This is a genomic window from Metabacillus niabensis (genome assembly GCF_020524345.1).
GTDB lineage: Bacteria > Bacillota > Bacilli > Bacillales > Bacillaceae > Metabacillus > Metabacillus niabensis_B.
Window position 1 is genome coordinate 249,553 of sequence record NZ_JAIVLH010000004.1, and the last position, 23,981, is coordinate 273,533.

16 protein-coding genes are annotated in these 23,981 nt (G+C 37.1%); 12 read left to right on the forward strand and 4 right to left on the reverse strand.

Annotation, left to right across the window (positions count from 1 at the left end; genetic code table 11):
- The first annotated feature begins 239 nt into the window (after nt 1-239).
- From LC095_RS07515 to LC095_RS07550, 8 genes are all read left to right on the forward strand, one after another.
- A complete protein-coding gene (locus LC095_RS07515; RefSeq protein ID WP_226527577.1) occupies nt 240-2,297 on the forward strand; it encodes a GxGYxYP domain-containing protein in 2,058 nt (685 codons plus the stop codon).
- Nucleotides 2,298-2,396: 99 nt separating this feature from the next.
- The gene (locus LC095_RS07520) at nt 2,397-4,577 is read left to right on the forward strand and encodes a hypothetical protein (RefSeq protein WP_226527578.1); all 2,181 of its coding nucleotides are present in this window, start codon (nt 2,397-2,399) and stop codon (nt 4,575-4,577) included.
- 36 nt (nt 4,578-4,613) lie between these two features.
- Complete coding sequence (locus LC095_RS07525; protein ID WP_226527579.1) at nt 4,614-5,585, forward strand: ABC transporter permease; 972 nt, start codon at nt 4,614-4,616, stop codon at nt 5,583-5,585.
- Nucleotides 5,586-5,600: 15 nt separating this feature from the next.
- Nucleotides 5,601-6,497: a carbohydrate ABC transporter permease gene (locus LC095_RS07530; protein ID WP_319005776.1), complete on the forward strand. Its 897-nt coding sequence runs from the start codon at nt 5,601-5,603 to the stop codon at nt 6,495-6,497.
- Nucleotides 6,498-6,553: 56 nt separating this feature from the next.
- Nucleotides 6,554-8,215, forward strand: coding sequence for an extracellular solute-binding protein (locus tag LC095_RS07535; RefSeq protein WP_226527580.1), 1,662 nt, complete (start codon nt 6,554-6,556; stop codon nt 8,213-8,215).
- Nucleotides 8,216-8,328: 113 nt separating this feature from the next.
- Nucleotides 8,329-10,365: a glutaminase family protein gene (locus tag LC095_RS07540; RefSeq protein ID WP_226527581.1), complete on the forward strand. Its 2,037-nt coding sequence runs from the start codon at nt 8,329-8,331 to the stop codon at nt 10,363-10,365.
- 131 nt (nt 10,366-10,496) lie between these two features.
- Nucleotides 10,497-14,210 (forward strand): GH92 family glycosyl hydrolase, encoded by a 3,714-nt coding sequence (locus LC095_RS07545; RefSeq protein ID WP_226527582.1) that lies wholly within the window; start codon nt 10,497-10,499, stop codon nt 14,208-14,210.
- Between the two features lie 519 nt (nt 14,211-14,729).
- Entirely contained in the window at nt 14,730-16,748 is a 2,019-nt protein-coding gene (locus tag LC095_RS07550) for a glycoside hydrolase family 43 protein (protein WP_226527583.1), read from the forward strand.
- 108 nt (nt 16,749-16,856) lie between these two features.
- On the opposite strand, the gene LC095_RS07555 is transcribed toward LC095_RS07550, so the two are convergent.
- On the reverse strand, nt 16,857-18,020 hold the full coding sequence (locus LC095_RS07555; RefSeq protein ID WP_226527584.1) for a serine hydrolase domain-containing protein: 1,164 nt from the start codon (nt 18,018-18,020) through the stop codon (nt 16,857-16,859).
- Between the two features lie 240 nt (nt 18,021-18,260).
- Here LC095_RS07555 and LC095_RS07560 point away from each other — a divergent pair, with 240 nt between their 5' ends.
- Nucleotides 18,261-19,310, forward strand: coding sequence for an NAD-dependent epimerase/dehydratase family protein (locus tag LC095_RS07560; protein ID WP_226527585.1), 1,050 nt, complete (start codon nt 18,261-18,263; stop codon nt 19,308-19,310).
- A 63-nt stretch (nt 19,311-19,373) separates the two neighbouring features.
- Here the strand turns inward: LC095_RS07560 and hxlB are convergent, their stop codons facing one another.
- Both hxlB and hxlA read right to left on the reverse strand, forming a co-directional pair.
- Nucleotides 19,374-19,931 carry a 6-phospho-3-hexuloisomerase gene (gene hxlB / locus LC095_RS07565; protein WP_226527586.1) on the reverse strand — a complete coding sequence of 186 codons (558 nt, stop codon included), beginning with the start codon at nt 19,929-19,931 and terminating at the stop codon, nt 19,374-19,376.
- Nucleotides 19,932-19,943: 12 nt separating this feature from the next.
- A complete protein-coding gene (hxlA, locus tag LC095_RS07570) occupies nt 19,944-20,585 on the reverse strand; it encodes a 3-hexulose-6-phosphate synthase (RefSeq protein ID WP_226527587.1) in 642 nt (213 codons plus the stop codon).
- A 145-nt stretch (nt 20,586-20,730) separates the two neighbouring features.
- On the opposite strand from hxlA, the gene LC095_RS07575 reads away from it, so the two are divergent.
- Nucleotides 20,731-21,096: a winged helix-turn-helix transcriptional regulator gene (locus tag LC095_RS07575; RefSeq protein ID WP_078431043.1), complete on the forward strand. Its 366-nt coding sequence runs from the start codon at nt 20,731-20,733 to the stop codon at nt 21,094-21,096.
- A 212-nt stretch (nt 21,097-21,308) separates the two neighbouring features.
- Here the strand turns inward: LC095_RS07575 and LC095_RS07580 are convergent, their stop codons facing one another.
- Nucleotides 21,309-22,295 (reverse strand): LacI family DNA-binding transcriptional regulator, encoded by a 987-nt coding sequence (locus LC095_RS07580; protein ID WP_226527588.1) that lies wholly within the window; start codon nt 22,293-22,295, stop codon nt 21,309-21,311.
- Between the two features lie 83 nt (nt 22,296-22,378).
- Between LC095_RS07580 and LC095_RS07585 the strand changes: the two genes are divergently transcribed.
- Together LC095_RS07585 and LC095_RS07590 are read left to right on the forward strand one after the other, a co-directional pair.
- On the forward strand, nt 22,379-23,236 hold the full coding sequence (locus tag LC095_RS07585; RefSeq protein ID WP_226527589.1) for an HAD-IIB family hydrolase: 858 nt from the start codon (nt 22,379-22,381) through the stop codon (nt 23,234-23,236).
- A gap of 79 nt (nt 23,237-23,315) precedes the next feature.
- On the forward strand, nt 23,316-23,795 hold the full coding sequence (locus tag LC095_RS07590) for an AraC family transcriptional regulator (protein WP_226527606.1): 480 nt from the start codon (nt 23,316-23,318) through the stop codon (nt 23,793-23,795).
- Nucleotides 23,796-23,981 lie beyond the last annotated feature (186 nt).

Consider the following 23,981-nt stretch of genomic DNA (forward strand, 5'->3'; position numbering starts at 1 on the left):
CGAAGCCGAGGAGGCTCAGCTTCCTCCCCGGCGCATGGAGTGTCTGGAGCGCAATGAAACGAACTAATTTTCACATTTAACTGCATTAAAAAACAAAAAGTAAGCGCTAACATTTACTAATCTACGATATTTTAGGAGGTGATAGTTGAGTAGATACATAGTTAAATTGTTTATATTTCATGGCCTTTTAGAAGTCTGAATCAAAGAAAAACGATTAGCTACTATAGGGAGGAATAATGGTGGTTCGAAAACTAATTCAAATCTGTTTAGCACTGGCCCTTATTTTATCAGTAACATCTGTTAGTGCGAAAAATCTTGATTCAAATAAGGTGAAAAATGGAAATGTTACATGGCCAAAAAATCAGGCACTACCAACATTTCCGAAAGCAAAGCATCTTGATGTAGTTGATTTGAGAGATCGTTCAGGTGATGAAAAACTTCTTCTTACAACACTCCAAGGAAATGTTAATCGAGAAAAAAACTCGATCTATCTGATTGAATCTAATTATGAAGAAGGAAATTATACGTGGTTAAACGATATTAATGTTCCTTATTCTATGATTGACGATCCTTGGGACTTAGTGAAAAAGTACAAAAAATTCGTATCCGGCATGATTATTTATGACCCTGAAGTAGAGGATACCATAAACGTAGCCACGACAATGGCAGGGTTGGAAAATGCAGTAGTAGTAAGTCCTGAGCTTGCTGAGAAGCTTAAACAGGCACCATACGGTTTTAAGGTGATTGAAGATTTACGAGGCAAATTTGAAAATGGACTTGAGGCATATAAATGGCAATTTGAACATCTTTGGCCAAAGACAACTCACCGGATGCTGGTTGGGTTAAACCCAAACAAAAGCGTGGAGTTACCAAAAGATAACTGGGATGATTTTGATACGATTCTAGAGGAGGAGCAACAGATTAGAGACAGTTCTAATCAAGATATTTATGATCTCGATTTGTCGAACTATCTCGGTGAAGGTGATGTTTACCTACGTTTTCAAGATGCATTCACGAATGACGGGTGGGGTCCAGCTGTTCATGAAGTAACTGTTAAAGCTGATGGCGAAATCATTGCCCAGTTTATACCTGGTACAAGTGAGGAAGAACCTTATTTATATGATCGTAATAATTCAAATTCGGATGATCGTTTTGGTGGTCACCGTTGGGCAGATAACGGTAATTACTTCGTCTATAAGTTTACACCACCTGCCGGGACAGAAGATTTACAAGTTTCGGTTGATATGTGGAATCAATTTAAAGTTTCTGCATCAAATGTGAAACCTCTATCTTCAGAAGTGAAAGAACCATATGGATTTTTACGAGATTATGCAGTCGCAAACAAAGCAATGGTCTTTTGGTTAGAAACGAATGTACCTGAAGAAAAAGAATTATTTGAACAAATATTATCTGATGTTGAACCAAATACTCCATATTTAGGTTGGTTCAGCAATGATGTTGCTGGTGAATTTAGTTCAACTGAACTGGCTTCAGAGCATAGTGTCTATGTTCTTGCGGCTGACTGGTTCAATAACATGACCGTCTTTTCCGGGACGATAGGGAAAATGGAAAAACAGGCTGCACTTCCTGCACCAAAACTGGAAAATAAAATCTATGTGACCTTTACATTAGGTGAAGGAGACAATCTCCAATATAATCAGCATAAATTACGACAGCTTTGGGATGATGAAGCGAGAGGGTCTGTTCCAATTAACTGGTCTACGACTCCATTACTCTATGATGCAGCACCGGCGATGCTTAGTTTCTATCAACAAACCGCTACAGAGAATGATTTATTAGTTGTCGGACCATCAGGAGCTGGATATATTTATCCAACACCTTGGCCGGATGATACGTTTCCTCTTTTTGCAAAGCAAACAAACAAATATATGAAATTAACAGGAATGGATATTATTTATGCGCTTAATCGTGTAAATGAACAAAATGTACCTTTAACTGAATCTGAAGTGAATGATTATGTCAAATATATCAAACCTAGAGGTATTCTTTATAGTTGGGAAAATTATACTGGAACATCCATTTTGAATGGAAAACTTCCGATATCTATTTTAAGAGGTGTTGGAAGTGTGTATGAAACGAAAGAAGCGATTGCAGAGGCAGCGGCAAATTGGGATGGAGAATCACCACTATTTTTATCAATGGGGATGTTATCCTGGTCTGTCACACCATCCCATATTCAGGAAATTGTGAATTCTTTAGGACCTGAATATGAAGTTGTTCGAGGAGATCAATACTTTGATTTAATCCGCGAAGCAAACGGATTGCCGAAAAAATAATCAAGATTCCTGCATGAAATGAAAGGGTAGAACCTCAATAAATTTTAGAGGTTCTATCCAAATCAAATAATAGGAAAAAAGGGGAGGCTTCAAAAAGAAATGAACATAAGGGATCGCAAAGAAGAAAGGACAGGTTTCCAAGAGTCAGCTCCTTACAAGGCTACCTATGATTTACAATCCGATTTTGTCATGGTATACGGCATAGATGAATCAATGCCAAGGCGAATTCAAGAATGGAAGAACAAGGGGTATGTTGTTCATTTAATGACAGGGATAGCATGGGGAGAATATCAAGATTATTTATATGGAAAATTTGATGGTCGCGAACATTGGGATGAAGCTCAAAAAAATAAACAAGGATCACATATCCTTCATGGAAAAGATATTCCTTACATGGTCCCAACGGTTGCTTTTACACAGTATTTGACAAGTCGCATTAAACTTGCGGTAGATGCTGGAGTTGAAGCCATTCATTTAGAGGAACCGGAGTTTTGGGTTGATGGAGGATATTCAGAAAGCTTTAAAAGAGAATGGCAAATCTATTACAAAGAACCATGGCAGCCGCCACATGTTTCGGTTGACGCCCAATACCGTGCTTCACATCTAAAAGCTTATTTATACAAACGCAGTTTAGATCGACTTTGCAGTGAGTTAAAAGAATACGCCCTTGTAAAATACAATCGTTTTTTACGATTTTACGTTCCGACTCATAGCTTAATAAATTATACACAATGGCGAATTGTAAGTCCGGAATCGATGCTTCTTGACCTGCCGGCTATTGATGGGTACATTGCACAAATTTGGACTGGTACCTCACGTACCAAAAATGTATATGAAGGTGTCAGAAAGGAACGAACGTTTGAAACCGCTTTATTAGAGTATGGGATGATGCAGGAGTTAGTAAGCGGAACAGATCGGAACATGTGGTTTTTGCATGATCCTATTGAAGATAATCCTAGATACACTTGGTCTGATTATAAAAAAAATTACCTTAAAACGGTTGTTGCTTCATTATTACACCCTGAAATTTCTCAATACGAAATATCTCCATGGCCAAAACGGATTTTTGATGGAAAGTATCCAAATGAAGAGGGAACAGGTAAGGAGGCAATTCCTGAAGATTATGCGACAACATTGTTAACGATTATGCACACCCTCGGGGATATGAATCAAGATGATGTTAAAGAATACGGAATGGCAGAAAAAATCGGGGTTCTTGTTTCAGATTCTATGATGTATCAACGTAAAAATTTCCATACCGATGATAAGGATTCATCCGAACGCTATGATGGCACTGACACGAATACGGTGACAAATGAAGATGACATTGACCTTTTAAATTTCTCTCATTTTTATGGATTAACGCTACCGCTATTAAAGAGGGGAATTATGGTTAGACCTGTTCAATTTGATAATGTTCGACGGTTTTCAAATTACCTAAATGATTATTGCCTTTTAATTTTAAGCTATGAATTTCAAAAACCGGAGTACCCTGATTTACATATGGCACTTGCTAAATGGGTAAGAGAAGGTGGAGTTTTGATTTATGTAGGGAATGATCAAGATCCATACCATCATGTAAGAGAATGGTGGAATACCGGAAAGATAAAATATGATGTTACAAGAGAACATTTGTTCGAAATCTTAGGAATATCAAATGAAAAGGAACAAAGCATATATGAAATTGATAAAGGGGTACTGGGATTTTTGAACATTTCTCCAGAGGATTGTGCAAATAACAGAAAAAGCTCAGACATGTATAGAGACTTAATTACGACATGCTTGAACACGAACAATCACCAAGTTGAGTTGAAAGAGAAGAATTATTTTATGGTTAAAAGAGGGCCTTATCGAATCGCGGCAGTTATGGATGAATCAATTTCTGCTGCACCGTTGAAATTGAATGGACATTTCGTTGATTTATTTGATCCAGCTTTACCAGTTATCACTCAACTTCAACTAGGTCCTGAAGATATGACTCTATTATACGATTTAGACGATGACATTTCTGAAACAGAGATGAAAGTCATTGCAGCCTCATCAAGGATAGAAGATGTCATAAATCATGATTCCGGATTTGAAATGGTTGTAAAAGGTCCAGAAAAAATAAGGGCAGTAGCCCGTATATATTGTCCTAAAAAGCCGGTTCAAGCAAGTCTTGTCATTGGCCGTAAAAGGACACCAATCGAATGGAATTGGCATGAAGAATCGAAAACAATATTTGTCCAATATTCTCATAGTTCAACAGATTCAACGAAAATTTCAGTGAAATGGTCGTGAACTTTTTAAGTGAATGTCACGATTTAAGGGGAGTGGATGGAAATGAAAGGTGACTCTGAAGTGAAGATAGCTTCCCACCAAGAATTGATCATAAAGACAAATAAAAAAAGTATTTGGTTTAGAATATGGCAGCACAGGGTGTTTTATCTGTTCTTACTTCCGGGTATTATTTGGTTTTTTATCTTTGCGTATATTCCGATGTACGGCATTACGATTGCATTTAAAGACTTTAACTTTGTGAAAGGAATTCTTGGGAGTCCATGGGCAGGATTAAAATACTTTGAACAGTTTTTTAATTATTATCAAGCAGGAGAAATTATAAGGAATACCTTAATCATTAGTTTGATGAAATTGTTAATTGGGTTTCCGATGCCGATTATTTTAGCATTAATGTTAAATGAAGTGAGGGTAACGAAATTCAAAAGAACGGTACAAACCATTTCCTATCTGCCTCATTTTATTTCTTGGGTAGTCGTTGTGACACTTTTGCAAAGAATGTTAACGCCATATGGGGGGCCGGTCAATGAGCTTCTGTCAACATTAGGAGTTGACAAGGTGCAGTTCTTAGGAAATATCAATTATTTTTACCAAGTCATCATTGCTTCAGATATTTGGAAAGGGATAGGATGGGGAGCCATCATTTATTTAGCCGCCATTTCAGGCGTTGACCCGCAACTATATGAAGCGGCAAAAATTGATGGAGCTAATCGTTTTAGGCAAATTTGGCATGTAACATTACCATCCATTAGAGGAGTCATGGTCCTGTTATTTATTCTTGCTTGTGGTGGCATCATGTCTGCAGGTTATGAGCAGTTACTACTATTAAATACGCCAGCAACAGCGAAGATCGGGACAGTTTTAGATGTATACGTCATACAAGCCGGTTTAGAACAAGGACGATTTAGTTATGCAACGGCAGTCGGTTTATTTCAAGGAATCATTGGATTAATCCTCATCATTACGGCTAACCAGGTGAGTAAAAAAGTGAATGATACATCTTTATGGTAAGGAGGGAAGTCACAAGTGAAAAGAAAAAAATGGTCGATGTTTTCTATCGTTAACTATACCGTGTTAGCTATATTCGCTTTCACTACTCTCTACCCGTTTATTTACATTTTAGCGTATTCACTTAGTGATGGTGTAGAGGCAATGAAAAACCCAATCTATTTTTTTCCGAGAGGGTTTACGTTTGAAAATTATATTCAAATATTCCAAGATACGAAATTTTTAGATGCTTATAAGATTACGATTCTTCGAACGGTAATTGGTACTGCCTTACATGTGTTTTTATGTGCGTTATTTGCCTATGCATTAACGAAAAAAACCCTACCGGGAAGGAGCTTTTTTACCTTCTTCATCTTTATTCCCACACTATTTAGCGGAGGAATGATCCCAACATTTGTCTTGTATCGAGATTTGGGGTTGATTGATTCGTTTTGGGTATATGTCATCCCGTTTTTATATAATTTTTTCAACATCATTGTGCTGAGAACTTTCTTCATGCAAATTCCGAGTTCACTTGAAGAATCAGCTAAAATGGATGGCTGTGGTGACTTTAAAATCTTTATAAAAATTATTTTACCTTTATCCATGCCAGTACTTGCCACAATTGGCTTATTTAATGGAGTTTTTCATTGGAATGACTGGTTCACAGGTACGTATTTCGTAACTAGCAAAGATTTACTACCAGTACAGACCTTATTAAATGATCTGTTAAATCAATCAATTGCACAAGCAGATGCTGCGAAAAATGCTTCCCAATCAGGTACTTCAGTGGGATTACAAACTATTGCACAGACAACTCCTGAATCGTTGCGTATGGCAACATTAATGGTAGCAACATTACCTATTCTTTTTGTTTATCCATTTTTGCAAAAATACTTTGTAAAAGGTGTCATGATTGGTTCTGTAAAGGGATGATTCTTCTTACTTTAAGAAGTTTATCACATAAAAACAAATCTACAAGGGGGATTAACATGCAAAAGAAGTTTAAGCTATTCCTGACAATGATGCTGGTTCTTACACTTACATTATTAGCAGCCTGTACGAATAATGAAGAAGCCGGCAGTGAATCGCAAGAAGGGGAAAACGGTGAAATAACCGTTAAAGTACTTCATAACTGGGCAGGATCTGAAGGTAATGCACCTAAAGATGTTGAAAATAATCCTGTTGCTAAGAAAATTTTAGAAGAAACAGGGGTAAAACTGGCATTTGATTATCCAACAGGTTTAAGTGAAGTAGAAAAAATTACTCAAGTATTTTCAACAGGTGAATTTCCTGATTTATATACAGGACCTGCTTGGGGAAAAGAAAGTGAAACATTACTAAAAGCTGCAAATGAAGGTCAGCTACATGACTTGACTGAGTATATCGAGAAATATCCGAATCTTGCCAATCTAGTAAAAAAAGAAAATATTTCTCCATCATTATATGACAATATCATTAGTCAACAGCAGGGTGGTCAATTCATGCTGCATGCCGGGTATCCGGCAACTGAAGATGATGTGATTAACTGGTTATATGGCTTATATGTGAATAAGGAGATTGCCGATCAAGTAGGAATTGATCCTCAATCTGTTCATACACCTGATGACCTATACAATTTTCTAACAGCAGTTAAAGATGCGAACCTTGAATCAAATGGAAATCCTGTCTTTCCATTAGGTGCAAATGGGAATGGATGGCCATTAGATATATTATCTGAAATGTTCGTTCCTGTTGCGGGCTCTGCAAGCTGGATGATTGATGACAATGGGGAAACCAAATTAAACTTTTTAACAAGCGAATATGAAGACTATATTTTATACATGCAAAAACTGCTGAATGATGGATTGCTAGATCCGGAAGCGTATACACAAACAGGTGCAATTGCAGAGGAGAAGTTGATGCAGGGGCGTTATGCTGTAGTTCCTAACCAATTCCCGGGATTATGGACGGGATTATCAAAAGCTGGTTTACAAGACAAATACGTTCCACTGGGACCATTAAATGATGCTACAGGAGATCCACATCGAACAGAGGTAAATGTAACAGGTTCTCAGCTTATCGCTGTACCGACATCAGTTCCTAAAGAGAAATTAGATACCATTATGGAAATGTTGAATTATTTAGCGTCTGATGAAGGCTTCTTATTAACAAAATATGGAGTTGAAGGTGTTCATTATGACAAGGTTGATGGCAAAGTGCAGGCCAAAAAAGAATGGGTAGACAAATTAAAGGATGACCCAAAAACATTGGTCAATGAAGGGATTGACTCTTCTTACGGAACTTTAGCCGGAATGCATCGTGCCGTTTCATTAGCCGGTGGTTCGTTTGGTTACCAATACGATCCAAGATATAAAATAGAAGAAGAGTTTAAACAAATAATGTCTCCAAATGGTATTACACCGGTTGAAGGGAAAGACCCTTATACTGTTTTTCAAAAACACGCAAATTATGAACAAATCCAACCTATTTTCGATACATTAGGTGATGTTGTGCTGCAGGCTATTCACTCTAAATCAGAAGAAGAAGCGAAGAAATTAATTAAAGAATCTCAGGAGGCCTTAAAAAGTGCAGGGATTGAAGAGGTTGATAATGAAATAGCGAAACAAGCAAAAGACGGTACAGAGTTTATGAGATATCGTACTTCGAATTAAAATTGATCATAAAAACAGAGTGAACACTTACAAATAAAAGAGGGAGAGTCATCGTCTCTCCCTTTTCTTAGAGGATCAAATTAGTCAACGAAAACCAAAGGAGATGTAAAATAATGACTCAATCATTAAGACCGCCATCAGTACCACTTATTACAGTAGATCCATATTTCAGCGTATGGTCACCTTCAGATCATTTATATGATGAACATACTGTTCATTGGACGAATAAACGAAATAGTATGGTCGGCTTACTTTTAGTCGATGGCAAACCGCGAAGGTTTATGGGGAAAGTTGAATTGGATGACACGACTACGTATCATGAGCCTGATTTTCTAGAGCAAAAAAACGTGAAAGTCGAACCTTTAACGACTACATATCTATTTGAAGGAGAAGGAATTGAATTAGAGGTTAAATTTACGACGCCTTTACTGCTCGATGATGTCGAGTTATTGTCTAAACCGGTTTCCTATGTAACGTTTGGAGTACGTTCGATTGATGGAACGAGCCATAGCGTCAAATTATACATTGATGTGTCAAAAGAATTATGTGTACACTCATTCGATCAAGATGTTGAAGGTGCTACGACACATATACAAAATAAAATAGTTGCCATGCATATGGGAACGAAGGAACAACCAATATTAAAACGTGTTGGTGATGATACAAGAATTGACTGGGGATATTGCTATTTAGCTGCTCCTCAATCTGAAAACCTATCAACGAGCATCCAATCCTATCAAGTACGTAAACGATTCTTAGAGACTGGAAGTTTATCGAGTGGTGAAGGGGATGGCTTAGATGTGCCAGTTATGGCAGCTGTCATAGATATAGGTGAAATTAGGGAGGAACAATTTTCTTGTTTTTTAGCTGTTGCTTATGATGATATTCGTTCTATTGAATACTTTGGAGAGCAGTTAAAAGCCTATTGGCGTAAAGATGGTCAGTCCTTTGAAGAGATGCTTTCAACAGCCTTTGATCAATATGATCAAATTCAAATACGCTGTGATCAATTTAATCAATTATTAATAAACGAAAGTACGGATATAAGCGGGGAAACATATAAAGATTTGCTTTCATTAGCATATAGGCAGGCAATTGCTGCACATAAAACAGTTGTTGATGAAGATGGTCATCTATTATTTTTATCAAAAGAAAACTTTAGCAACGGTTGTATAGCGACGGTAGATGTTAGTTATCCATCCATTCCGCTTTTCCTGCTTTACAACCCTGAGATGGTCAAAGGAATGATGCGCCCGATCTTTCGTTATGCTGAAAGTGAGGAATGGCAGTTTGACTTTGCTCCACATGATGTTGGATGTTATCCGAAAGCAAATGGTCAGGTATACGGAGAAAATAAACTAGAATACCAGATGCCGATTGAAGAATGTGGAAACATGCTTATTATGGCAGCAGCCATATGTTTATATGAAAATGATACAAATTTTGCACGTGATCATTGGACACATTTATCAAAATGGGCCACTTATTTAATGGAAAACGGGCTTGATCCGGAAAACCAGCTGTGTACAGATGACTTTGCCGGACATCTTGCACATAATGCCAATTTATCTGTAAAAGCCATCCTTGGAATTGGAGCGTATTCAATTATGTGTAATATGCTAGACGAAAAGAATGGCGAAACCTACTATCAAACGGCTAAAGAAATGGCCCGGCAATGGGAAGAGATGGCTTCGGCCAATACTCATTACAACCTAACATTTGATAGTTTAAATGAAACTTGGAGTTTAAAATACAATTTAATTTGGGATACCCTATTTGGGTTGAATTTGTTCTCAAAAGAAATTATTCAGAAGGAAATACCTTATTATCTTTCAAAACAAAATAAATATGGAACACCCCTTGATAACAGAAACACATATACAAAGGCCGATTGGCTTGTTTGGTCTGCTGCAATGGCAAATGAAAAAGAGGATTTTGAAAAAATGATCGCTCCTCTTTGGAGGTTTTTACATGAAACAGAAAGCCGTGTTCCTTTTACAGATTGGTATGATACAGTTTCCGGAAAGCAAATGAACTTTCAAAATCGTTCGGTTGTTGGAGGGCTATTCATCAAAATGCTGGCTCCCGTTGAATCAACAGGGAGTCAAGATAGAAAGGAAAAAGAACGTAATTTTATATCAGAGCTTTAGAGTTTTCGTAAACATTCAGAAAATGAGATAGAGAGTTATTAAGCATCTGATGCCTGGTTGAATGTGGATTTTCATATCTGCATTCAATCAGAGTGTTTAAATAAATATTAATTAGGGAGTTATAAGCATTCATGAATGATAAAACAGCTGACATTAAAAAGGTGCTTCAAGTTTCAGATGATAGAGATAAGATTCATTTCTTTTCCTCATTTGAAACGATAGAAGAACAGCCGCATTGGGAAAATTCAGTAGAAGTAAAGGTTAATGGCACGAGATTATCTTCAGGTGTATATTCTGATCAAAACGTAGAAATCGGTATGATGAAAACGGAAGTAGACTCAGGACCTTGTAATAGTTATACAGGTAAAACAAATGTGGGATGGTCAGGTCAAAAAGCACTGAGTTACTCGGGTCATCATGTTTCAAGCAACAGAGGTTATTCCTTTAATAAAATTTTTGAAGTGGAAATAGATGTTACTCCTGCTACTACACTCTCTTATTTGATCCATCCGGAGTTTGCTGATGAAGAAGAGAGAGATTACTCAAGCACGTATGTAAGTCTTGATCTTGCTTTTAGTGATGGAACCTATTTAAGTGATCTTGAAGCAGTCGATCAGCACGGAAATCGTTTGAGTCCAATTGCCCAAGGTGATTCGAATACGTTATATCCGAATCAATGGAATTATAAACGATCTAAAATCGGTCTTGTAGCAAGCGGTAAAAAAATTCTGCGCATATTAGTAGCATATGACCAACCAAAAGGGCCAGGTATTTTTAGAGGGAGTATAGATGATATTCGTATCACTGAGAATACAGGTGAAAAAGTTTCTAAAAGCCCTATCGATTATGTGAGCATTTTAAGAGGCACAAATTCAAATTCTACTTTCTCAAGAGGAAATAATTTTCCAGCTGTATCCGTACCACATGGATTTAACTTTTGGACGCCTGTTACAGACGCTAGTTCTACAAGCTGGCTATACTCATATCAACAACATAATAACACAGATAATTTACCTGAATTACAAGCTTTTTCATTAAGTCACCAAACAAGTCCATGGATGGGAGATCGACAAACATTTCAGGTGATGCCTTCTGGATCCAGTAGTCCGAGTGTGAATCGAAAACAAAGAGCACTTCCGTTTCAGCATAAAAATGAAGTGGCAAAACCTCATTATTATAAAGTGGTATTTGAAAATGGAATCAAGACCGAATTTACTCCTACAAACCGTGCAGCAATGTTTAGGTTTACGTTTGTGGATGATGTATCAAGTCTCATTTTCGACAATGTGAATGATCTTGGAGGGTTAACCATACTACCTGAAGAGAACATCATTACAGGCTATTCTGATGTGAAAAGCAACTTATCAGTTGGTGCAACAAGAATGTTTATTTATGCAACTTTTGATAAAAAGATGATGACAAGCGGCAAGTTCACCGGCGAAAACAGGGATCATGTTGCAGGTTTTATTTCCTTTAATACAGAGGGATCAGATAAAACCGTTACGATGACTATAGCTACATCCTTAATTAGTGTTGAACAAGCAAAAAGAAATTTGCATCAGGAGATAAAGCAAGAAGATACATTTGAGATCGTAAAAAACAAAGCGAAACATGCATGGGAAGAAAAACTGTCCATTATCGAGGTGGAAGGCGCAAGTGAAGAAGAATTAATAACACTTTATTCAAATCTTTATCGATTGTTTTTGTACCCAAATGTCGGCTATGAAAATACAGGTACAGTTGATGCTCCGACATTTATGTATGCAAGTCCTTTTTCAAAACCAAAAGGCAAAGATACTCCTGTAAAAACTGGAGCAAATTTATTAGAAGGAAAACCTTATATCAATAACGGATTTTGGGACACATATCGAACAGCGTGGCCGGCATACGTTTTATTTAATCCAACACATGCTGGAGAAATGATCGATGGATTTATTCAACAATATAAAGACGGAGGTTGGATATCAAGATGGTCTTCTCCGGGCTATGCTAATTTAATGGTCGGAACAAGTTCAGATGTTGCCTTTGCAGATGCCTATTTAAAAGGAGTATCCAACTTTGATGTGACCGCTTTTTATGAATCCGCCATTAAAAACGCAGCTGTCGCAAGTGAAGATGAAAGTGTTGGAAGAAAAGGGTTAACAACATCCATTTTTGACCGATTTACTAACAATTCCGTTGAAGAAGGGTTGTCATGGGCGTTGGATGGTTATATCAATGACTTTGCTATTGCAAATCTCGCAAATGTGTTGGCATTACAAACAGATCCAAAAGATCCAATGCACTCCCAATACTGTACAGATGCCATTTATTATAAAGAACGAGCTCAAAATTATGTGGAAATGTTTCACCCTGATGTAAAGTTTTTTATGGGGAAAAAACCTTCCGGAGAATGGCGTACTTCTGCTGATTTCTTCCATTCTGAAGAATGGGGTGGAGATTATACGGAAACAAACGCATGGAATATGGCTTTTCATGTACCACATGATGGTCAAGGGTTAGCAAATCTATATGGTGGCCGAAAAGAATTAGCAAAAAAGCTGGATGCTTTATTCTCCATTCCTGAAACAGGCTTATACAAAGGGCATTATTCCCAAATTATCCATGAGATGCGTGAGGCGCGTGATATGAGGATGGGGATGTATGCACATAGTAATCAACCTTCCCATCATATTTTGTATATGTATAATTATGTCGGGCAGCCAGCAAAAGCACAGGAAAAACTACGGGAAGTATTATCAAGATTGTATATAGGAAGCGAAATCGGCCAAGGGTATCCTGGTGATGAAGATAATGGTGAGATGTCTGCCTGGTACTTATTTAGTGCAGCCGGTTTTTATCCATTACAAATGGGCGCACCATATTATACGATCGGAGCACCGTATTTTAAAAAAATGATCATACATCTTGAAAATGGTCATAAAATAACGATTCTTGCACCTAATGTCAGTCATGAAAATAAATATATTCAAAGCCTTAAAGTAAATGGAATTCCATATGATAAGGTAACAATCGATCATGACATACTTACAAATGGAGCAACATTAGAGTTTGAAATGGGAGATTGTCCATCTGATTGGGGATCGGGTATTCATGCTTTACCAGCTTCTTTAACACCAATTTCAACTAACGGAACTTCTATCTCATCAACTCGTTTAAACGATCTAACAGATGGTATGAAAGGGAAAGCCTATCATTCTGATCTTGGTCCTGCACTCAATGCCTTTGATAATAACTCGCTTACTCAATTGAAAATAAATCATAATAAAGCCTGGATACAATACGAATTTGAGGATGGAAAGAAGGAAGCTCTACTATATACCCTGACATCCGGGCTGGAAGAAAATCAAGACCCTAAAAGCTGGTTGTTACTGGGTTCAAATGATGGGGAAGATTGGGAAGTTCTTGATAGAAAAGAACATGTTCAGTTTAAATGGAGGAGATACACAAAAGCTTTTACAATCGAAAATCCAGGTGCTTTTTCACACTATCGATTTGAACTCATTGATAATGCCGGATCAAATGTAACTTCTCTTTCTCAAATTGAATTGCTCGGGTTTGATCATTTAGTAGAAAATAGTAAGTATGTCACATCGTTAGCGGAAAAAATAGAAAATAGCGAGATTCAAAACCAAGTAAAACATCATGTTTCACGTTCATATGAATACTTACATCAAAACAAAATAAATCTATCTATTATAGAATTAGAAACCTGTATGATGGTAATCAATCAAGTAAATGGTGGAAAAGATTCTGGAGAGAAAGAAGAATTGATCGCCAATATACATGCGCTGATTTTTGTTTTTAAAAAAGTTATTCAAATTAAAAACACATACAGGAGATAAATAAAAGTACTTAAGTTCATACATGAAAAAGAGTCTGGTTCACTAAATGATCCAGACTTTATTTATGTTTTATAGTTAAATAATTGTAGTCTTTAACAGTGGCTTTGCCAGATAAATTATTTTTATCACTAAACTTGTCCGTTAAGATGAATTTTATAAAGCATAAAAAAACACAATTTTTTCTAAATATTCTCTACTTATCTTACTAGATTCTTTATTTCATCCAAAGAAATTTATAGTTTATTCTAAATATTTTCCATTTTTATTCAAATGTAAACGCTTTATAATTCTAAAGTGTTCAAGTCTTTTCAAGAGAAATTAAGTAAATAATTGTTCTTCTAAACAAGGCAAGTCAGCAATCAACTGCTTTTACAATATGCTGACTTTTAGGAGGTGTTCCCAAAGATAAAAGGTAGATTGTTAAATGAGTATATAAGGGACTCAGGAGTTGACAGCGGTTTGAAATACAACCGCAGCTATATGGATAAGGTTTTTAAATATTAATGAAGGAGATGTATAATGGTGTATAAAAAATTGTTAGCCCTTACTGCGGCTTCTTCCATGCTATTAAACGTTGTGCCAAGTAATGGGTCGATTGCATCGGCGCAGCAAAATGAAAGTCATGTTGAAAATAAGCTGGCAAGTACAAATTCAGCGGAACAAATCATGAATGCTGTGTTGGATGATGTTCCTGAAGTCATTGGGGCACCAAATATAGAACTAGAAGTTCAAGTGAAATTAGATGAACTGGCAAAAGGAAAATACACATCATTACATGCATCTTTTCATATTCCTGATAGTCTAACTGTTACTGGGGTAGAGTTCAATTCGAAGAACATTATGGGGGGAGCCAGTTCTTATACGTATTCAAAGGACAATTTAAATCTTCAAGTTAAGGGTGGGAATGTGAGTTTTGCGCATAAAGGGTCAGATTTATTCGCAACAATCAAATTAAAAGTAAAAGATTTTGTGACATCCGACCGGACCGATGTTATCCGAACCAATTCTATTACAGCCGAAAGTAGAAATGGCAAGGATATTGTCTATTCCGTAGATGAAGCAGTGGCCAACATTGGGTTGAAACAATTGGATACAGATGCGATTGCAAAAATTCCTGGTTATGCCAATTCGCTGATGAGCCATAAATTTGGTGCTGATCCACATGCGATGGTCTATGATGGTCGAGTTTATATTTATATGACCAACGATGAATTCGAATATGATGCAAACTTAAATCTCATAGATAATACTTATAGCAAAATCAACACGGTTAATGTCATCTCTTCTGATGATATGATTAACTGGACGGACCACGGTGCGATTCCAGTTGCAGGTCCTAATGGTGCGGCAAAGTGGGCAACCCAATCATGGGCAGTATCCACTGAACATAAAGAGATTGATGGAAAAGATAAATTCTTCCTCTACTTTTCAAATAACGCATCAGGCATTGGTGTTCTTACATCCGATAGCCCAATTGGACCTTGGACAGATCCGCTGGGCAAACCGTTAATCGGCCGGAATGATCCTGCAGCTCAAGGTGTTGCCTGGCTATTTGATCCGGCTGGCTTTGTCGATGACGATGGTCAAGCTTATTTGTACTATGGTGGAGGAGTACCAGGCAATCCGCCTACACAGGAGCAAGCCGAACACCCCGCAACTGCAAGAGTCATTAAACTTAGTGATGACATGATTCATACCGTAGGGGAACCACAAGTCATTGATGCCCCATTCTTGTTCGAAGCATCAGGTATGCACAAGAAAAATGGTCAATACTATTACTCTTATAGTACGAACTTCTCTGGTGTGCGACAGGAAGATGATCCGGGAACAGGTGAAATTGCGTATATGACAAGTGATTCTCCAATGGGACCGTGGACGTATGAGGGTACAGCACTTAGGAATCCATGGGTTTTCTTCGGTGTCGGAGGAAATAACCATCAAGATTTCTTTGAGTTCAAGGGTCAAACGTATATCACATACCATGCCCAAACAGTAGCTAAAGCCATGAACAAAGCGAAAGGTTATCGTTCTCCTCATATTAATAAGGTCGAATATGATGAGAATGGCAAGATGAAAGATGTCAAAGCAGATATGAAAGGTGTATCCCAGGTGGCCAACCTTGACCCGTATAAGCGGAACGAGGGTGAAACAATCGGCTGGAATGCAGGTATTAAAACTGAGAAATCCCAAGCACCTGGCAGTATGGTTGAAAGCATTAACCTTAATGTAACAGATATCCATAATGGAGATTGGGTTGCAGTCTCCCAAGCGGATTTCGGTAAAAATGGTGCTGCCTCTTTTGAAGCAAATATTGCCTCAACTGTCGGCGGTGAAATTGAAATTCGCGTAGACAGCCCAGTTGGTGAGGTGATCGGAACGCTCGACGTTAACCCGACTGGTGGAGACCAGGAATGGCAATTGATGGAGACAAATGTCAAACATGTTAGCGGCACACGCAATATCTTCTTCATCTTTAAAGGAGAAGGGGAGACCAACTTATTGAATATGGATTATTGGAAATTTATGGAGAAAGAATAATCCTAAAAAATACACGGGCTTCCGATTTTAGTTGGAGGCCCGTTCTTCACCTTCATATGGAGTTAATTTTCATTTTTCATCAATAAAAGTGTGGGAAGTCGTTTTTTTTCAAATCGAACTATAAATAACCGAGCGAAGCCGTGGATGATGGTAAGCCTCAAAGTTAGGGAGCATTTGCTGCATATACACAGCAGAAAGCTTTTCTTTTGGATCGATCATGACCCACGTGCCAGCTAAACCACACCATCCGAATTCTCCGATTGAACTGTTACTGCCAGCTAACGCCGGATCGATCATGACTCTAACACCCAATCCATACCCATAGCCCTTCAGATAGTCCCAATTATAGGATGGTAACACTTCTGGCTGTAGATGATTGGTGGACATTAGTTCAATCGTCTTCCTACTTAAAATCTTGACATTGTTAAGCTCACCTCCGTTTGCCAACATATGGGCAAATCGACTATAGTCGCCTAACGTAGACAGCAAACCACCGCCACCGCTTTCAAACTTGGCTTCTGGCTGATAATTCCCATCCATTAAAGAATTTATTGTTAGCTCCCCATTTTCATTACGATTATAAAGGCTGCTAAGACGTTCTTTTTTCTCCTCGGGAACCTTGAAAAATGTATCCTTCATTTCCAGGGGATCAAAAATTTCATCTTTTAAAAACGTTCCAAATGATTTACCGGATAATACTTCAATTAGTGCTCCCAATACGTCATGACTATAACCATAGTGCCATTTTGTTCCCGGTTCAAAGGATAGTGGAATATCGCTTAGTATTTTGGAGAGGGTTCTTACATCTAAATTCTCAGACCCCTTGTCGTTGTTATAGTTATTAAGTGCTAATGTAACCTGACGTTCGGTTTCATTTCCTTCCCCTCCATAGGTTAAACCAGAGGTCATCATGAAAAGATCTTTAATCCTGATTGATTTTGAAGAGGGAATGATAGCCAACTCTCCGTTCTGATTTCTATGGTAAACTTTTAGTTCTTTGAATTCAGGAAGATACTCTTCAAGAGGATCGTTCAGCAAAAACATCCCCCGTTCATATAAAATAAGGGCAGCCACACATGTGACCACTTTGGTGTTTGAATAAATTCTATAAATCGTATCTGGTAAAATTGGTTTTTTCATTTCAAGGTCAGCATAGCCAATATAATCTTCAAATACTGTTTGCCCTTGATAGGTAACGGAACAGGCACATCCGGCAGGACCTTTTTCGACAAAGCTTTTTAATAATGGATGTAGTTTTTCAAAAGATTTCAAATAGATTCCCCTCCCAATGAAGCGTCGATTTATTAAAAATTGATGATACTTCCATTTAACCATTAATTGCTAATTGTCACAAGATTCTATTTATTCTATGTTTTGTGCATTCCCAGCAAGCGAGTGCTTTAGATTTCAGTCCTTAATCTAAAAAACGTTATTTAAAAAACCTTATAAGAAGGATAAACGTTAGATAAAACGAATATATTTTTTAGGCAATGAAAGGAATGGAGGGAAATGATGAAGGTTCTTATATTAGGAGGAACTCGTTTTTTAGGAAAAGCATTGGTAGAAGAAGGATTAAAAAGAGGGCATGAAATCACTCTATTTAATCGCGGGAACAATAAAGAGGTGTTTTCCGAAGTGGAGCAGCTCATCGGTGATAGAGACGGAGATGTATCACAACTCGAAAACAGGAAATGGGATGTCGTTATGGATACATGTGGATTCGCTCCCCACCAAATGAAAAAGATTGCAGCGGTGCTAGGGAAAACAATTGACCATTATACATATATTTCTAGCATCTCTGTTTATAAAGATTGGGTTCCGTCTAATATATCGGAGGACTATCATTTACAGTCCATCCCACATGATCGATTGAAAGATATATTGAAAGACGTTGAGGAAGGGAGAATGTCTCCTTATGAGCATTACGGAGCGTTAAAAGTACTGTGTGAAGCAGAGGCAGAGAAATACTGGCCGGGGCGTGTGTTGCATATCAGAGCAGGGCAGCTTGTCGGACCGTTTGACTATACGGATAGGCTTCCGTACTGGGTTCAGCGAGTGGCAGAAGGTGGAAAGATCGTGGTACCGGGAAGACCGGAACGTCCAATTCAACTGCTCGACGTAAGAGATATTGCCACATGGGTGTTCGATATGGTGCAAAAAAAGAAAGCTGGAACGTTTAATGTGACTGGCCCTGATTATGAATTGTCGATGGAAGAGCTTTTAAACACGTGTAAAGCGGTGGCAAACAGAGATGCTGAATTTGTCTGGGTAGATGAACAATTTGCATCTGATCACAAAGTACAACCGTGGTCGGAAATGCCGTTATGGATCCCAGAACATTTCCCGTTAGAAGGAGAAACTGAACCGTGGAAAATGAGTATTAGCATAAAAAAAGCTTTAGACGCCGGGCTATCCTTCCGTTCCCTTGAAGAAACCATACGTGATGTGTATCAATGGGAAAGAGAGAGACAAGATTCAAAACGAAAAACAGGGATATCGCGTGAAAAAGAGCGACAGTTGCTAGATGCCTGTTTCCAAAAGGAGAAAAGCGAGACATTTTGATTGAGGATGTTTTTGTGCAGAAAGGTAGGATATCTTTACCTTTCTGCTTATAAAAACATTCTGCTATTCGAGATTAGCATGTTTACTAAACATAGACGAAGAAGTTAATCCTTCTAGTTCCATATATCTTAATATTAAACTATCGAAAAACAGTAACAAAGTTTGTTCAAAAAGGGATGCCATTGGTTGAATGGTTTGATACTCGCTCGTTTCCTGGTCTTTAGGTGAACCGGGCATTTTGACAACAATATCCGCTAGTTTTCCAATAGTGGATTCAGGATTGATAGTAACAACAGAAACTTTAGCTCCATAACCTATTGCTTTCTCAGCCATCGACACTAAGCTTTTTGTTTCTCCTGATCCAGATGCAATAATAAGTAAATCATTTTCTGCAATATTAGCGGTAACTGTTTCGCCGACAACATATGAATCGATCCCCATATGCATCATTCTCATGGCAAATGATTTCCCCATAAAACCTGAACGGCCAGCACCGGCAACAAACACTTTATTTGCGGATCTAATGGCTTGAACTAAACTCTCGGCATCAGCATCCGTGATATATTGAACAGAATGGTTTAATTCTTCCACTACTTTTGAGAGATAATAAGACGTCTCCATATTCTGACCCGATTAGACTAAAGTAGCTTCTTTTACTAATTTTTGCATTTCAGATGCGACAGCTTTCTTATCATCTTTCCCTGTGATCCCGCCGCCAACAATCACTAAATCAGGCCCGGCTGCAATAACTTCTGGTAGTGTTTCTAATTTAATACCGCCAGCTACAGCAGTCTTTGCATTGGATACAACGCGTTTAATTGTGCGTAGTTGTTCAAAAGAATTCTCACCCTCAGCCTGCAGATCATATCCGGTATGTACACAAATGTAATCAACACCAAGACCATCAATTTCTTTTGCACGTTGTTCAATATCTTTTACATTAATCATATCAACGAGAATTTTTGTTCCGTGCTTTTTCGCTTCCTCAATCGCACCTTTAATTGTCGCATCATCTGTAGCACCAAGAATTGTGACAATTCCGGCACCTGCTTCAGAAGCTTTCATCACTTCATAGCCCCCGGCATCCATTACCTTTAAATCTGCTAATACTGTAAGGTCTGGAAATGCTTCTTTTACTTCTTTTACCGCTCTTAATCCTTCGTTAATAACGACTGGTGTACCAATTTCAACAATATCTATAAATTCCTGAACTTCACTCACCACTTGTTTTGCTTCTTCAATATTAACTAAATCTAATGCTAGTTGTAGTTTCATCTTATTTCCTCCTTAACCTCGACTGTTTGTGTTTTCTTACAGTATCAATTATATTAGAATTGTTCAAAACTAAAAGTACGCACTTTTAAATCATATAGTATATAAAAGTATACTAACTGCTATTGAGTATACGAAGGAGGAACCCATGAGCCGTTTTGATGAGAAGATATTTAATTGTGAAAAAGAACTAACCTTACAAGTGATTGGCGGAAAGTGGAAAATGCTGATCATGTGGCATTTAGGAAAGGATGGAACACTGCGCTTCAACCAATTAAAATCATTGATTCCAGGAATCACTCAACGTATGTTAGTCAATCAGTTAAGAGAACTCGAAGAAGACTTAATCGTCCATCGTGAAGTATACGCTGTTGTACCTCCGAAAGTGGAATACTCTTTAACCGAACAAGGGAAGACCTTAATGCCGATCTTAGAGTCAATGTACGAGTGGGGAAAGAATTATCGAAAAAAATATTTAGAACACACAACATTCACAGAGGATGCTGCCAAATAATGATGGTTAAAAAGAGTGCTAGGTGTAATAGAAGGCAAGCTCCAAAAAGAGCGCAGCCAATAGCGCTCTTTTTCATGGGTAGACGGTTAAAGAAGTAGGAAGTAAAGTTGAAAATATACTTATGTAATACTATGAGTGTATTAAACATGAATGCTCCAATAGTAGCTGCCAATTTATTTGTAAATCTATTACTTGCAAATTTAATCAATTTGTTAATTAGATTCCCTAATAATAATTTTTCCGTTATAGATTTTTTTGACAGGAATTTGTTTTAAACCATTCATCTTATTTGCCATATGATCTACTAAGTCTTTAGACATATCCTTTATGCGATTACAGATAGTAGAAACTTGTGGAGTAGTAGCCAATGATATAGGATGATTGTCAAAACCGATAACTGAAAAATCTTGTGGTATTTTTATGTCATGTATTTCTGCAGATTTTATTAATCCTGCAGCTACAAAATCACTTCCAGCGATCATCCCCTCAATTTCTAAACGATTTCTGAAAAGTCGTTCACCTAATGTGATTCCATTTTCTATAGTTGAAATTTGATTAAATAGATAATCTTTAGTGTGATTTATACCTTTTTTATCATGAGCAAGAATAAAACCCCTTAATCTCGCTTGTTGAGAAGGAGTATCGATATTATCTGAGCAGAATCCTACCTTTGTTAAGCCTTTATTAAGAAGATATGTAGTGGCTTCAAAGGTTACGTTTTCCTCGTTCAAGCAAAAGACGTCAAAATAGTTTCCTGAAAAATCTTCATTACAAGCAACAAGTAAATCCTTCTGTATACATTCAACAATCTCTTCTTCTGAAAAAAGCGAAGATGTCAAAATAATCCCATCCAACTCCCTATTCCGAAGTTGGGTATAGACTTCTCTTTCTAATTTTTTGCTTAAAAAGGTTTGATGTACTACCGTTTTAAATCCTCTTCTGTTGCATTCCGAAGAAATGGAACCAACTAGTTGGCTAAAATAGGGGTGATTTATATCAGGGACGAGGATTCCTACACACTTTGTTTGCTTTTGACGAAATTGCTTAGCAATAGAATTAGGTACATAATTTAACTCTTCAATAACTTTTTCGACCTTCATTCTATTTTCAGTTGAAACGTAAGGATGGTTATTAAGCACTCTTGAAACTGTAGATTTTGAAACACCGCTTAATCGCGCGATATCATATATAGTTACCATTATGCACCTCGGAAAAAAAATATTGACCTGGGACCGCTCCCATCATTTATCTTTTTAATACGTAAATGATAGGGGTGTTAACGATGAATTTTAAACTTAATAAATCTTTTTCTGTTTCTAATGAGATCAAGTATTTAATCTTTTTTGATTTTGATGAAACGTATTATCCTCATGCTTGTACAAAAGAGCAACTGAACAGTTTATATGAGCTAGAGGAGTACCTAAACAAACTTTCCAAAGAACAGGCCGTCAAAATTGGATGGATAACTGGTAGTGATCTTTATCAGATTGATCATAAAGTGAATCGAACAAAAATGGTTTATAGTCCTCATTTTATCGCAAGTAACCTAGGAACTGAAGTTTATGATGTAAGAGAAAATGGTCAATTAATTGCTAATAAAGAATGGGTAAGCAGATTACAGAATTCTAGTTTTACAAGCAACAAGATAACGGAGTTAGTGAGAGAACTTAATCATCAATTTAGAATAAAACTTGTAGAGCAAACACAATTAGGTCAAAAGCGTTACAAATTCAACTATTACTACTATATGAGCTCCCAGACACAAACTCAACATGATTTAAATATAATTAGGCATTTAGCAAAAATAAATGGCATTGGATTAAATATAAACCGTTGTAATCCAAATGCAGGTGACCCAGAAGATGCATTTGATGTTGACTTTATTCCTAAGTATACAGGTAAAAAAGAGGTAGTAAAGTTTATGATGAACCATTACAAAGTTCCAATCACTAACACAATTGCTTTTGGCGATAGTGGTAATGATGTAGACATGCTAAAAACGGTTCAACATGGCTATTTATTAGCAAATGCAACTGCAGAAGCTAAGAATTTACATCCTAAGGTGACACAATCAGATTATTCTAAAGGAATCTTAGAAGTACTTAAAAATATTTTTGGTGATATGAAAAAGGAAGATTAGAAGGGATTTTAATATATATGGCGAATTAACATGAATAGCAAATGATGATTGGTTATATCTATTCGGGGAGTTGAGAAAAATAAATATTTCAATAAGAGAGTTACCTGAATGCGAGGTAGCATTTATTAGACGTGTTGGAAGTTACTTTGAACCACAAGAACATTGGGAGAAATTGATATATTGGGCAGTAAATAATGGACTTTTTCCGCCGAATCAACGTTTTATAGGAATATCTTTAGACAATCCAAAATTAGTGGAAGGTTACAATTGTCGTCACGATGCTTGTGTTACAATTCCTGAGGATTTTGATAAAAAGAAACATAATGATATGCAATATAAAATGATAGATAGTGGGCTGTATGCTTTATATCAATTTTATGATACACCTGAAAAATTAAATCTTGCATATCAATTCATATTTGAACAATGGCTGCCAAATAGTGATTATGATGCAGACTATGATAGATATAATCTTGAATTTAATATGAACAATCCCGAGGATGACCCGGAAGGGAAATGCAAGGTCGATTTATTTGTGCCAATTAAAAAAGGCATATGATCGATTTCGACCGACTCAAAAAAATACAGAACGATAGATCTAAATAGTGTAAACTATTTAGATCTATTCAGCTTGTAGAGAAAGTGGGTGTTTTTCTCTACAAGCTTTTTTATTTTCTTAAAATGTTCTTATAAAGATTAATAAATTTCCTAAGATAACCAAAGAAAAAGCTTCTCACACACCTAG